This is a genomic window from Paenibacillus sp. FSL H8-0261 (assembly GCF_045040645.1).
Classification (GTDB): Bacteria; Bacillota; Bacilli; order Paenibacillales; family Paenibacillaceae; genus Paenibacillus_AQ.
Genome location: NZ_CP150297.1, coordinates 5890570 through 5906175 on the forward strand (window position 1 = coordinate 5890570; position 15606 = coordinate 5906175).

The 15606-nt window shown below is 44.9% G+C and carries 5 protein-coding genes; 1 reads left to right on the top strand and 4 read right to left on the bottom strand.

Annotated elements, in window-relative coordinates:
* Positions 1-29: 29 nt before the first annotated feature.
* Both MHI27_RS26205 and MHI27_RS26210 read right to left on the bottom strand, forming a co-directional pair.
* Entirely contained in the window at positions 30-1091 is a 1062-nt protein-coding gene (locus tag MHI27_RS26205; RefSeq protein WP_405176798.1) for a carbohydrate binding domain-containing protein, read from the bottom strand.
* Positions 1022-5068, bottom strand: coding sequence for an S-layer homology domain-containing protein (locus MHI27_RS26210; protein WP_405175006.1), 4047 nt, complete (start codon positions 5066-5068; stop codon positions 1022-1024). The genes MHI27_RS26205 and MHI27_RS26210 overlap by 70 nt, the downstream gene beginning before the upstream one ends.
* 308 nt (positions 5069-5376) lie before the next feature.
* Between MHI27_RS26210 and MHI27_RS26215 the strand changes: the two genes are divergently transcribed.
* Positions 5377-6393: a LacI family DNA-binding transcriptional regulator gene (locus tag MHI27_RS26215; protein WP_076285281.1), complete on the top strand. Its 1017-nt coding sequence runs from the start codon at positions 5377-5379 to the stop codon at positions 6391-6393.
* Positions 6394-6507: 114 nt separating this feature from the next.
* Here the strand turns inward: MHI27_RS26215 and MHI27_RS26220 are convergent, their stop codons facing one another.
* Together MHI27_RS26220 and MHI27_RS26225 are read right to left on the bottom strand one after the other, a co-directional pair.
* Positions 6508-14028, bottom strand: coding sequence for an S-layer homology domain-containing protein (locus MHI27_RS26220; RefSeq protein WP_405175007.1), 7521 nt, complete (start codon positions 14026-14028; stop codon positions 6508-6510).
* Positions 14029-14490: 462 nt separating this feature from the next.
* Positions 14491-15501, bottom strand: a complete 1011-nt coding sequence (locus MHI27_RS26225) for a ketoacyl-ACP synthase III (RefSeq protein WP_405175008.1) — start codon at positions 15499-15501, stop codon at positions 14491-14493.
* Between the last annotated feature and the right edge of the window lie 105 nt (positions 15502-15606).

Below are 15606 nucleotides of genomic sequence, written 5' to 3' on the forward strand. Positions count from 1 at the left end.
AAAAAGGAAAACACTGCCGTTTTTTTCGTTTAACTTTCGATTAAGCTTACATCATCCAAATAAATCGTGCTGCCCGCACTAATTTCATTATTCGTCTCCGTACTGTTTCCATCAATAAGCCCTAGTAAAAATACCAAATGAGCCCCTGCGTCTGTCGCACCGTTCATGGTAAATGTGTAGCTGAATTCTTTCATACTCTGGGTCAAAGCTATAAGCTCAGCTTCCATATATTTGTTGTAGTCCCCGCCTTTATGCTCCACAGCTACCTGAATATTACGGTTTACCGTAGAACGGGCCTTAAACTTCAAGGTATACGTCTTTCCCTGAATAAGCTTCAGGTTTTCATAATCCACTTGTGCGCTGTAAGCAGCTTGCCCTGTGCCCGTCAGATCTATCGCAAATTCCCCATCTTTTACAGCAGCAGATCCAGTTCCATCAAAATACTGGCTCCACCCTTTAGAATCCACATCAAAGGTTCCATTATCCAGCGTACCGCTTGGTGGGTTCACTGGCGGACCACCTTGTACCTCCCGGACCACAATATCGTCAAAAGAAATCGTATGTGGCGTACTGTTAGCCGTAGGATCAGTGCCCAGCGATTTGCCGATCAGATAATTCAGCTTCAGCGGATTGCTATTGGACACCATAAATTTTGCGCCATACGTTGCCCAATCGGCAGTAATATCAAACTTAACTTGAGCGGAAGCTGCAGAGGTATTGGAGTATTCTAGGATGATCTGCCGCGGAACCGTTGATTTCGCCTTAAAGCTCACCTCATACGTTTTTCCGCCTTCCAGTGGGATACCCTCTTGGTAAAATTGTGTATGCCACGCCTCCCATCCTGCTGACGTAATCAAGATTTCTGCCACGCCATCCTTTACCTCAAACGCAGAAACACCACCTTCTCCAGACCATGTAGACCAACCCGTCTTACCACTGCCGAACGAGCCATTTATGACTAGATTGTTATCGTTAGCAAGTATCGTCTGAAGCACAGATCCATTTGCGTAATGGTCAGCTTCTACAGTGATTGTATAGCTGCCCTCGGATGGAAATACTGCTGCATCGATTGTGATTTTTCCAGGCTCAATGGTGTACTGTTGGTTTCAAGTGTTATACCATTAACCTTCACTGCAATGATTTTCTTTCTCCAATCCTCATGGTCTATGAAGGTTAGCTCAATCGGCTGCGAAACTCTGTTATTGTTGCTATCGCTTAGTAATTCCTGCGGTTTGGCCGGTGCATTTTTGATTTCAAATTTCACATTATCGATGATAATATCATGGCTTTGAGGAATACTAATTCCCTCAACCTTTCCAAGCAGGAATTTAAGTGACAATGTGTCCTTACTGCCTTGACGGAATTCGAATGTGTAATGATTCGTTGCTGGTGTGAGCTCTACAATTTTTGTAAACGAAGCCTGATAAGACGCATTTTCAACATTCACACCGATATTTCGGGCAATGGTTGAACTGGCATCAAACTCTAGCACATAATCTATTCCGCTTGCAGCTTTCAAGTTATTTTGAAACAACATCACGGAATATGGCTGGCTACCCGTATTCGTAATGTTAAACTTCGCTGTTCCACCTGTAGCAGTAGCAGTGCTCTGTCCGCCCTGCTCCGTCAACAGCCGATCCCAGGCATGAAATTCAGTGTTGAATTCACCATTCACAAGCGGGTAGTAGACAAGTGATGGATCATAATAAAAGCTCGTGCGCAGCAACTTGAAGTTATCCAAGATGACTGTATCGGTAGCACCGTTCAGAAGTAACACAAATTGTCCCTCATGATCCGTTGTACCTGCAAGGTTGGTGAAGACTGCTTTTATTTGTTGTTCACCTTGGGCTAAATTAACTGACTGCTGCGCATGTACGTTGCCGTCTTTTCCAAGAAGCTGAACTGTGGCAGTACGTGCAGAGGATACTGCAGCATTAAAGGTAAGCTCATAATCTTGGCCCTGTATGAGCTGAATTCCCTTCTGAAGCAATCGAACTTCGCCACTTTCGCTGCCGCCAATCTGCAGATTCAGCTTTCCTGTATCATCTACATTGGCAGTGGACGTTGTACCATTGGCTATTTCTACGTGCCAATAGCTCATCCGATTGGGCTCACCAAGATCGAAAGTGCCATTGTACAGATGATTACCGCTACCGAGCGGTGTTTTTATTCCATCATGATCAAAAGGAATACTATCTACCTCTTCCAGACGGACATTACCTAACCAAGCTGGTGAAGCGTTAGTTCCCATATTGAACTCTATCCGTGCTGCAATGTCAGAGTTGTCCTTCATTTGAAACATCGTTTCGTAATGGGACATCTCGGAAGTCAGCTCTGCCTTAAGCGCTGGAGAATAAGCCGCAAAGCCACGTGATTCTCCCCCCGTTAATTTAACACTAATATTACGTGACACATCTGTTTTGGCATCGAAGCTGAGCTTATAGAATCTACCTTTAGCAACGGATACAATCGCTTGAGGTTGAACGGAATAGGCATTGCCTCCAGCATTACTGATATTTACCTTTAGGAAGTTGTGTCCTCCAATCGGTACAGTGGAAACTGTAGCATCAGCTCCTGGTTCTTTAAACAAAACCCAATGTGAAGTATTCGGTATGCCCATTCCATCATCTCCCGGAACCTGCTCCGTGAAGTTGTTGTTATAGACAAGGTTTCCGTCAGGAAGTGCTAGCTTTGAGCCTTCCAAGTAAGGCTCCTTATCCAGCGTAACTGGTACCGGCTCACGATACTCTCGGCCTGTCAGTTCATAGACTCTGACATAATCAACCTGCATCGATTTTGGAAACACGGTTTCTGGTGTTGGATCACCATCGAAGTTGCCGCCGACAGCCAGATTTAACAGCAGGTGGAACTCCTGATTGAACGGTGCTGGATAAGCATTATTCGCAGGCTGGCCATTGCTGATGCTGTACCAGTCATTTTTGGTCAAGAACAGCTCACCATCTACATACCAGCGAATTTCTCCCGGTTCCCACTCAATGGAGTACGTATGGAATTGTTCTATCGTGGAGCCTTCCGGGAACACGTACTCTTTGCCAGAGTATACATTGTTAGGCCATTCGCCGCCGTAATGAATGGTACCCGCTACCGTATTAGGACGGCTGCCCCAGCCCTCCATAATATCAAGCTCACCAGAGGAAGCCCAATTTCCGTACTCGTAGTTCTCCGGCAGCATCCAGATCGCTGGCCAGTACCCTTTTCCGGTAGGCGCTTTAGCCCGAATCTCGAATTTCCCATATTTCTTGCTAAACAGACCTTTCGTTTTAAGTCGCGAAGAAGTGTACTCCTTGCCACTTACTGCTTCTTTACGCGCGGTAATCACTAGATTACCATCCTGTACCTTTGCGTTCTTCTCATCACTTGTATACCATTGCTTCTCGTTGTTGCCCCAACCTGGATTGTTAAATTGCGAACCATCTCCAAGGTCATAGGTCCATTTCGTAGGATCAATGGTCCCTTCATTGAATTCATCTCCCCAAACCAGCGTCCATGGATCGTTGGTTGGTGTTGGTGTTGGTGTTGGTGTTGGTGTTGGTGTTGGTGTCGGTGTCGGTGTCGGTGTTGCCGTTGGTTTCGGTGTAGGTGTTGCTGTTTCGGTTGGTGTAGTAGTTGCTGTAGCTGTTGCTTCAGGTGTAGAGGTTGGCGTTGATATTGGACCAACATTACCAGAACTGCTTGAGGCTGAAGTTGCTACTGGCAGTGTCGTTTTACTAGTGTTTCCTTTCTTTAATGGCGAGCCGCCAATCGTTACTCCATCGGCTTTGTTATCTATTGAGGTTACGCTTCCGCTGCCTTGAATCGCTGTGCCTCCAGCGCTCGCAGTCAGGATTAACGCAGCCACCTGTGCATTGTTCTCCAGAGTCAATTGCGTTGAGCTGCCCACCGTAAGACTGGCAACAGTTCCTGAGATTCTTAGCAAAGAACCGCTGACTGCTGAGTCTGCCGAGCGAACCGCTGCAAATATCCCTCGAAGTGAGATAATATGAGGAACGACGTTCATCTCAACATCCCCAAAGCCTGCTCCCGTAAGATCGCTACTCTCTTCCAAGATTGCTCCGGACTGCAGCTGCACAGTACCCACAGCTGTTGAACCGCTGGCATAAATTCGAACCTTGCCGTTAGGTTTGGCTACTTGAAGCGGCCCAAGAGAAGTATTGTGTAAGCCAATACTCTGCTCACCGCCACCTCGTACAAACGTAGTCCCTGTTACCTTTACACCTTCAAGCTTCGCATTCCCTTCGGCAATCCCCTCCGTTAAATAAAGATTGCCTTGGATGACAGTATCTTTAAGAACCACATCGGCATGATTAATGATTACATTGCCCTTTACTGTTCCAAGCGAAGTCTCTCCAGATTTTAAGATGAGTCCCGAAACCATTCGATCAGCAAGCTGAGCAAGCTCTGCACGTGTAATTCCGCCCTCAGGCTTAAACAAACCTCCAGGATAACCTTTAATAAAGCCAGCACTCGATAGGGCTGCTATCGCTTTCGCAGTTTCATCACTGACTCCGTTCAAATCAGTGAATGCTGCTGTGCTACTTTTGTCCGTATTGAAACGAAACACTTTCTCCAAGGATAGTGCCGCCTCAGCACGCGAAAGCGCATGTGAAGGATAAATATTGTTATTCTTATCACTGCTTAAATATCCAGCTGTAATCCCTTTGGCAATATCACTCTTATACCAGTCTGTAGCCAGCACATCCGCTGGAAGCTTATCCGATTGCTCCTGATAATTAAATATACGATTCATAATAGCCGCGAACTCTGCCTTTGTGACTTCCTTACCCGGTCGAAACGACCCATCGTCATATCCACTTATAATCCCATTTGCGCTCCAACGCTGTAATGGACCTGCAGCCCAATGGCTTGGAGATACATCCGTAAACGCTTTCAATACATCGATTGTTTCATTTTCCACTTTCGTTGCCGCTGAATCAGGTGAGTTTCCCTTTAATGGCTCTGCCGTTGAAGCATTCATGCTCCCAACCGGTGATAGCAGCCCGGTGACAAGGAGCATAGCAGCTATTGCTGCCGTGAAATTCCTCTTCATCCTAAACATCACTCCTCGAATTTCGTAATATTCGTAATTCAAGCGAAGAATCGAAATCGGTTTCGACAATGTTATTGTTGCTTAGATTTCCATATTTGTAAAGATATAATTTTGAATTTTTTTACATTATTTTTTTTCGGAATATATCTCAGTATTAAAATATCCGTTTGACTTGTTTCGGCAATAAGAATAGACTTAAAACAACTGTTTTACTCTTCACTCCATTCAAAAAAACTCATAAATAACCGCTCTACTACAGTCTTTCCCCCATATTCCAACTATTAAGCGGAGGGTGGCTTATACTACATATGAATATCAAAATGATTGCCGAAATGGCAGGCGTTTCTGTCTCGACCGTTTCGAAAATTATGAATAATTACAGCGATGTTTCGGAAAAGACCAAGAAAAGAGTCCTGGAGATCATCGAGCAAACTGGATATTCACCATCCAACTCCGCCAAGACACTTGCAACCAAAAAATCGAATCTGATCGGTGTGATTTTTGCGGGTGAGCTTAATGTAGAATTTACGCACCCTTTTTTCGTTGAGGTATTAAACTCCTTCAAGAAACAAATGGGTGTACTGGGATACGATCTCATCTTCTTTTCGAACGAAAAATTTATTAGCAGCGGAGATTACTTCGCGCGCGCTGTTCATTTTAATGTGGATGGCTGTGTCATTATATCTGGACAGAAGATGGAGCCAACGATCCACGATCTGGACATGAGCAGTATCCCTTGTATCGGGGTAGATCTCGAACTAAAAGGGAAGAAGTCAGGCTTTGTTATGTCAGATAACTTCCAAATATCCTCTAAGGTCGTAGAGCATTTTTACCTTCTTGGTTATAGGGAGCTTGGTTTTATAGGAAGTGCCGCGGATTCAGAAATATCCAATCTACGGGAAGCAGGATATACCAAAGCTATCGAAAGTTTCGGTCTCCCTTTGAACCGGCGTTGGTTTGTACATGGCGACGATTTCTTTGAGTCCAGCGGGTATACGGCTATGCAACAATTAATTCAAAGCGGCAGTTTACCAAAGGCCATTTTTGCTGCCTCTGATTTGCTGGCTTTAGGAGCCATCCGTGCATTAAAAGAACATGACCTCCGGGTCCCTGAGGATATCGCCATCATCGGCTGTGATGACATCGAAGCCTGTAAATATACTACACCAAGACTGTCTACCATCCGTCAGAACAAACAACGACTTGGTATCCTCGCTGCCCATATGCTCTATGACTTGATTAACAATCAGTCAGGTGGCGGTTCATTTGTTGTGGAGCCAGTGCTTGTTGTGCGCGAGTCCTGCGGAAGCCAATTGAAATTTTAAGGTATAACATGAATAAATCCCCTCAAAGTTTACAACGTCTCAGACCTCGATAAGATGTCTAAGGCATTGTCTAACTTGAGGGGATTTTTCATGTAGGGAACTTACAATTTCATTTTAGAATTTCGCAAGTAGATTTGAAATACTCTGAGCTGCCTCGGCACGGGTTGTCATCGATTGCGGAAGGAAGTTACCGTCCTGATGACCCGTCAGAAGTTTAGCTTCTAGCGCACCTTGTACATAGGTTACTGCCCAAGAACTAACTTTAGAGCTGTCATTAGTCGCATGGAATGAGCTTGCTTCCGGCTTAACGCCCGTACGATATGCATAGGCTCTTACCAGCATAGCTGCCATTTCCTCGCGGGTAATCTGTTGATTCGGGTTAAAACGATCCTCGGATACGCCTTGAATAATACCTGCTTCAAAGGTTGCATTGACCGCCTCTTCGTACCACGATCCAGCGACTACATCTTGGAATGAAGTCGGACGACTCGCAGTTAAGGAAAGCGCTCTGCTGAGGAGAGCTGCATATTCTGCTCTTGTGATGGAACCCGATGGGTTAAACATAGAGTCAGATTGTCCCTTCACAATTTGTTTAGCAGATAATTCCTGAATAGTCTTGTATGCCCAGTGACTTTCAGGTACATCTCGATAGCTGCTTTGGAACGAAAGAACAACGTATTGGCTAAAATGATTCAAATCTACGGTAAGACTGGTTTTGGACGGATTCATCGTCCCCCCTAGATAGGTAAAGCTACCATTTTCCTCAATACGATAAATACCCGCTAGAGCTGGATTGGTTCCATTCAGAATCGGTAGTGTTATCTTCACGGGTACAGGGAATTGCTTCAGTGAATATTTATTACCGGACTCATCTGACATGAGTAATGAGAAGTCCATGATGTCACTAACCCGTGAATACGGTGGAGTTATTGTAAGTTGATTCGATTGAGTGGCTTCCATCTTCAAAAGTATTGTTGCTGTCTTCGCAGTTGATGGCAGAAGCTTACGAAGCTCATTCAATACTTTGGAGGACATAACGGCACGAACCCCATTCACTTGAATCTCTAGATCCCTATTGCCGATCTGATCGAGTTTATCGATCGGAATCATAACTTGATTCTTATCCGCTTGAAGCTGCAAAATGATGTTTCCTTCAGCACTCTTCGTTAAGAGTTCATCTGGGATAACAACCACCCCTGCAGGCAGCTCCGGCTTCACCACCACTGGCGGCGTAACGCTTGATCCTGGGTTCCCCCCACCCGTTGGTGGTGTTGTCGAGGTATCATTTTCGCGCATAACAGCAATAGTGTAAATCTGTTTGGTTCCATCTTGAGCTGTCACAGTTACGGTGATCATATTAGTGCCGACATGTAAATCTCCACTGCCTGTTATCGATACAGTAGCCATAGGATCCGCTGCTGTATAGGTTACTCGCGTAACGGTTGTTGAGTAAGGTACAGTCAGTTCGTAGTTGTATTGCCCAGAGGCAAATCCACGAATCGTAGTTCCATTAACGCGAAGATCTACCAGATCTGCATTGCTTGAAGACTCCGCTTCAGGCTGACGCGTAATGATGATCGTATAAATATTTTGTAATCCGTCTTGAGCTGTCACGGTAACCTTCACGACGTTCCTACCAACCTCAAGGGCTCCACTACCCGTAATCTTAACTACGCTAGTCGGATCGTATGCCGTATAGGTAATATCCGTTACCGACGTACTATAGGGAACCGTTACGTTATAGTTCAACGTACTAGGTGCAAAAGCTGGTAGAGTTTCCCCATTCATTCGTAGATCGGACAGCAGAATTTGGTTAGGTAAGGATTCTGACTCACGGATGACGATAATGGTATACACATTCGAGCTGCCGTCTGGAGCTTGGACGTGAACTTCCACAAGATTCTCGCCTACTTGCAGAGATTTACCACCCATGACACGAACACTTAGTAATGGATCTGCCACCTTATAAGTGACCTCTGCGACCGAAACATTATTAGGTACACGAACCGAATAATTCATTTGATCCGGTGCGAAACCGCTCAACGATTGACCGTTCACCTGAAGATCTACTAGTGTTGCCTGAGAGATCTGCACTTCTTTAGTTGCAGTGGTCAAATTCGGCATCGTTTCATGCCCTTGCGCATCGGCAATCATCGCTTGCGTAATTTGTACAGCAGCAGTCTGTTCTTGCGGTGATACTCCTAGCTTAAGAATCGGACCATCTGCTTGAATGCCATTCGTTGAGGTTAGAATGATTCTTGTCATTCCATTAACCGTCTCTTTGCGCACAATCTTAACGCCAGGTTGAGCCGGTTCAATCGATGAGAAGATGAGACTGCTGGAGTCTACATTCAAATCAATGGCTGTCACATCTGAAGTCGCATTGTTGATCGATACTTCATAACCGTTAACCTTTTGCGTAGCAGCATCAACTAATTTCGTGAATTGCAAGTCTGCAGCACCTGGTTGTTTCTGTTCAGTCTGCGGTATGAACATACCGTCAATGACATGAGAATCTCCAATCGTTGGATTCAAGCCAAGTGCAGTTAGAACCGTTGCAGCCAAATCTCTCGTATTCCCACCTTGCAACAATTTTTCCTTCCCTGCTTCAGTGGCTACAGTTCTACCATTCGCCGCGAAGAAGATTGTGGTGGCAAGGGGCTCATCTTGCCCATGACTTGTTGCCATGCCCAAAGTTCCGTCTGCATTCTCTTTACCCCCACCATGGTCAGGTAGCATGAGGATGAGCGTGTCTTCCAACAAATGATTGTTCTTTAAAGCATCATAAATGGTCTGGATGTTCTTATCCGTCTTCTTTATTTGCTCATAATACGACTTCGTATAGAATCCATCACCGTGGCCCGCTCCATCCATATCATCCAATTGGAAGAAGATTAACGAGGTATCTTTCGCTTTGCCGCTAGCTGCGTATTGCGTGAACGCCGCTACATCAGCTTCATCTCCTAGGGAATACCCTTCGACACCAACAGAAGGTTCAATATGCCCCTGAACGATGTTGCTCCAGGTGGAGAATACCGTTTGTTTAGTAGCAGGCAATGCCTCCCTAATTTTTTTGAATACCGTTGGGTAGTCCCATGATTCACTGTATGTGTAGGCTGCGGTATCGTCATTATATAGACCATGCTTCTCATAACCAACACCATTAATCATCGAACCCCAGTTTGGGGATGAGCTGGAAGGTAAAGTAGTTTTAGCCGTATAGCTAATAGCTCCATGCTCGATAATGTTCCGAATGGCTGGAATTTGCAGGCGATCGCCTACCTTTTCTTTCTTGGAGCTAGGCGTCTCCCAATAAGGAGCATCCTTGGAGACCGCTACACCCCCACCATCAATCCCGATGACAACTACACGTTTATAGGGCTGGTATTGGGCTTGGGCTGCCATATCTGCCAGCTCTTCATCCGAAATGCCTTTCGCAAGTGCAAGGTCACCTATCGTAACATAACCATCTGCATTAAGATCTTCGGAAGCTTTAGCATGGATCTGAATAACGGCAGGCGCCGAATCAAATGCCTTAATCGTTAGTTTTGTTGATCCAGTATAGAAATCCGCATGCTTAACTTCAATGATGCCTTGGCCGGAAGCACCAAGCGTATTGAATTTGAGCTCCGAGATTCTGGACTTTGCATACTCCAGCGGATTCTCGATGTTATAGACATTACCTCCTGGAAGTTCTAGTCTAACGATACCAGGGGTCGAAGCGTCTGTCTTCGTTGCGCGAGATGCGCTGACAAATTCGAACTGTTCTGGATCATAAGCTATCTCAACGACAGCTTTGTCCACTTTAGTCGTCATATCAGGTGTACGCAGATCTAGATTATATCGGAATTGCGTACCTTGAACCGTGTGCTTAGCTCCAATCAGATTTAATGAACCTGAAAAATCCTCAATGGAAGCAAGCGGCGGAGCACTGTTATACATATTAGAAACTTCCTGCGCGGTTAATGTTCTTCCATACATATGAAGCTCATCAAGCTGTACTTGCAACGCATTGCTGTAATTGCCTGTACCATCATTTCCGATCATGGTTGACAATCCTGTATCCAGCGTACCCGTTCGACCTGCAATGGTCATGGTGCTTGCTATACCCTGATAGTTCGTGCCATTAACTTTGGTCACATTTACAGGAACACCATCTTTATAAAAATCAACTCGCCCTGAAGCACGATCATGCGATATGGCGATATGATGCCAGGTGCCATCTACAACATTTGGAATTTGGGCATCTGCACGCGATTCGCCGGATGTATTAAAGTTCCATTGGAGTGCACTTCCCTTCAGCGCTAAGGCATAACCTACATTTGCACCGGAATCCCAATTTTTGTTGGATAGAATCGCAGGGTCTCCTGAGACAGAAGGCGATTTAACCCAAAATGCGAACGAGAAGTTCTTGTCCTTACCGAATTGCAGACTTGTTGGCTTGCCAAGATCAACATATTGCAGCGCTGAGCTCTTGGAATCGATACTCAAGGCTTGTCCGACGCGACCTTTCACGAACTGTGGATCTTTAACCGGTGTTGCCGATATAGCATTTACAGATTGATCCTCCAAATTATTCTCGAAGGACATCTGTAGAAGTGTATCCGCAGAGAGCACTGAGCTACCAGTAAAATCGATTTCACTCATACTGGTGAATAAAGCGGTTGGGTTATAGGTGCTCGTGACAACAAATTTCACATATCTACCTTGTATCGCTTTATCCAGCATATTGAAGTCTTGATAGCTCGTGCCTTTCCAGGTTTTCTGGAATGTGCCGATCGCTTTATTCGCCGGATTGCTCAAGTACGCCGGATCGGTCAAATCCGATAATTGATCCGAGGCGTAGAGTTCAAAATCCTTTGGAAATTCCAGAGCCGTCTGACTTAAGCGGCTAGTGCGCCCAATACCAGTTAAGTTCTTACTACCTTTCATGTCGATAATCACCCAATGTGGAAATGAGGCTGCAGGCTCCTGCCATTTGGAATGCCAAATCGTAGCGGTATCGTTATCTAGGATGTTCGCAGCATTGGCATTTTCATTGTCCGCATAAGAACTAAAGGAGTTGATAGTGAATGCGTTCTTAGGAATAAAGGAATATATTGCTGCCTGTTGTATTTTTTTATAGACCCACTGAAGCTCGACATAAGCAAGGTCAATTTCGGTTGGGCTATTACTTGCCGTCAGTTGTCTGGCTTTCTGAAGTTGGTTCGCAAGCTCGTCCAGCTGGTCTTTCGGGTAAGATACACCACTGACTTTATCGCTGTTCTTTTGGAAGGAAGCAGCATCATGAATTAATGTGGTGAGCTGTTCAAAGGTAAAGAGCTGAACACCCTTATAGAAATCCGACAATGCTTTGTTTTCCGTGGCTGTGAGCGATCTCTTCCAGATTCTCAGATCATCTATGGTAATCGTTGCTCCGCCATTTCCTTTGTTGCCATCCACACCAATCAGCGTGTTAAAGGTTGTATCTACACTTTGAGTACCAAGCGAGGCAATACTCCCCGATGCTTTCTCCGTCCCATCTACATAAACTTTTGCTAAGTTGTTTGTTCTGTCCGCTGTAATGGTAAAGAGATGCCACTCCGTTCCTACACTTGATGCTGTAATATCCGCTCTTTTCGTTCCATCACTGATATTTAAGGTCATACCATTGGTGGAGGCAGGTCCAATATACCAGCCTAGGTTACCGCCACTATTCCAGTTTTTATTGGAGAGGAGAGTCTGATCCCCGGAAAGATTGCCTTTGTGCCAGAAAGACACGGTGAAGCTTCCTGCTCCGAATTTCAAATCATCACGCTTGCCCAAATCAATATAATTACTATTGCCCGCTGCAATGAGCGCAGCTTTATTGGATTTACCATCGACATACGTTACATTGCCTGCTAGACTTGCAAGCCCTGTCACGTCTTTAGCTTCATCGGATAGGTTTCCATCCAATTTCATATCGACCACTAGATCCTTCCACATGGTCGATGGATCAATTGGCGTCAGTTCAGGTGCTTCATTGCCGGCTGTGAACGATTGCTCAAGAGTTGCAGAGCGATTCCCGTAGGCATCAACAGCTGTCACTTGAACAATGTATGAAGTTTGAGGCGCAAGTCCTTCGAGTGGAATATTCATTGCATTCGGAATCGGGGAAAAGTAATAGTCAGAGAATACATTCACAGATTTGCTGCTAACTCCGGATCTTTTATCGATGACATTGATTTCATAATGATGCATAGATTGATCATCTTTCGCTTGCTTAAAGGAAAGTAAAGGTACCGTATCCTGATTCGTTATGTCGAGCTCACTATTGAATACAGGAGCAACCTTATTACGGTTAGCCGTCGTGTACTTGAAATTGCTCTTAATAGCTTCATTCGTCGAGCCTTTTAGCTGAATGACCCACTTATCTCCAGCAACTGTACCCGCACTGTTGAATGGAGGCTGCGGCTCAGCCGTCCACTTACCGTCTGTGTAGATATCTCCAGGATCTGCGTTAAACGCAATCCGATCCACTTCAACCCGATCCGCATATACCTCAACGAAGTCGGCCTGACTGACAGGAAATTCAAAACGTCCTTCAAGTCCCTTCTTAGTCACTTGGGAGTAACCACGATCGGATTCAATGTAAGACATGGAGCCAAGGTTAACTGAAGTGAAATCCTTCTGGTAAATGGAGCGATCATCACTAATATTCAGATGGGAATGTCCGGAGAAGGTAATCACTTGAGGATAGTCTTTGAGATCCGTATAAAGATTAGGATTCGATGCCTGTTGCCCATCCATTACCGTATTCGATATAGGTTGGTGCACATTCACGAAGATGGGGGTATTCTGATTCTTCGGCTCAGCTGTGAGCTCTGCAAGTCTACCCTTTAGCCAATTACGCTGACCTGTATCTGAGTTGTAGTTGTTCCCGTTTAAAAATAAGAAATGATAGCCACCGATTTCAGATTCATAATAGCCATTCGGCTGGCTTGTGAACCAGTCCGTGGGATAATGTTCGTTGACTTTAGCAACGGTGGAATCGTGGTTACCTATAGCCATTCGGATCTGGGTGTTATTCCACTGCTTTCTAGCTAAATTTTGCTCAAAAATTTCCCGAACCATCACATGGTCATTAGGCTTGTCGTTCCCATTATCATTAATCATATCGCCAACGACGAGTATCGCATCCGGGTTCGGGAAAATCGACCCTATCGTATCAAAGAATTGGGTATAACGTGCATCTGCTGAAGCATGCGAGCCCACATGTACGTCTGACATCGCTACAAACTGGAGTAATGGCTTTTCTTTGGTCTTGATGATATAAGAGAAGGTTACTCCTTTACTTGCCACACCATTTTTGATCGCAATGGCTGACAAATTCGTTGTTTTGGAGATCGAGATCGGCCCGTTATATTTCAAACTATGAACATCCGGAAGCGTGCCGTCGAGTGTATAGTAAATGTCAGCATTCTGCGTTGCAGTTGTGAGGTGGATCGTCTGCGCTTCTTCATATCGGCCGGTGGGTACAGAAGTCGTTGGTTGATCTACAGATAGAATCTCAGATTCTTCAGCTGCAAACACAGGGGTGATATTCGGCATCGTGGAACCAATCACTGTGAGTGCCAGTAATAATGCAACAAATTTCCTACCTTTTCTGAACAAAATCATCTCTCCCAAGCATTATTTTATAGTTTTGAATCCCATGAGAACTCTCCATCGACAAAAGAGCTAACTACCCTTATCTCGGATATATTCGATAACTCCTCCTTTTTTCATCTTATTCAAAGTACATCCCATACTATTTTTTTGGTAGACTGGGGTCTGCTGTGTTTATTGTAGGTATGGTTTATTTGCCTAGCATTAAATATCTGTAAAATTCAAAAGATGCATCCAAAGACTGTGATATGGGTCAAAACGCCTAACTCAATCCCAAAAGATGCCTAATAAATGAATAACATTTGCATATCATTAGCCGAATATGATCACAACAGTAGCCTAATACATGCATAATATATGCCCAGAAATACTTTTAGTAATGAAACAAAAACGACCGTTCCTCGAAAAAATACCGAGAAACGGTCGTTGCTTTAACAATGTTTTATTATTTATGTTTACCTGAACAACTCACAATAAAGTCGGCTCCCCTGCTTGCTCATCCAAGTTCAGCTCTACCAGTTGACCGGCCTGCGTCAGCCCCGCACCAAAGCCATACATCAGAATCTTGTGCCCGTTCTTTACTTTGCCTTCACGAATGCCCAAATCAAGAGCTAAGGGAATTGTTGCGGCAGAAGTATTGCCAAAATTCACAAGACTATGCAGCACTTGCTCCATCGGATAGTTCATACGCTCGCAAATCGGCTCAATCATTCTCATATTTGCGCTGTGTGGAATAAACCAATCGACTTGCTCCAAACCCACTTCTGCTTTTTCAAGAAGCTGCTGTACACCGAGAGGAACGGTTCTGACCGCCCAACGAAATACCTCGCGTCCGTTCTGTACGAGCATCTGTGTATCTACCAGTTCAATATTATTCACCGTATGGGCTAGACCCGTGCGATACACATGATGCGCGCCGCTGCCATCACTAGCTAGCTGAAAGCCTAAAAATCCCGTCGATTGCTTATCACTCTCCACAAGCACTGCACCGGCCCCATCACCAAAAAGGATACATGTACTGCGATCAGTATAATCTGTAATCTTGGAGATCGTATCCGCACCAATCACTAGAACCTTACGGTGCATCCCTGAAGCAACATAGCTATGAGCTGTATGAAGCGCATATACAAAACCTGCACAAGCTGCGCTCAAATCTATAGCTCCTGCAGTCTGCGGAATATTTAAGCGGTCTTGAATCAAAGAAGCTACTGAGGGAAAGGAAAAATCAGGTGTACTAGTAGCTACAAGGACCATATCCACATCCTCAACGTTTTTTCCATAACGTTTCATTAGATCCTGTACTGCCGATACACATAAATCGCTTGTGTATTCATCCTGCCGACTAATTCTGCGTTCACGAATTCCAGTACGCCCCACAATCCACTCATTATCAGTATCCACCATCTGCTCAAGATCGGCATTGGTCAGTCTTTTAGCCGGGACATAAGTTCCGATAGCTGTAATTTTTGCACCTGTCATTCCAATCACCTCTTCATTTAGTATCTGATATTAGTACTTGGTACTAATTATAACTCTACACCTGCTATAAAGTAAAGAATGCCGGTAAAGCAGCATGGCTTCCCG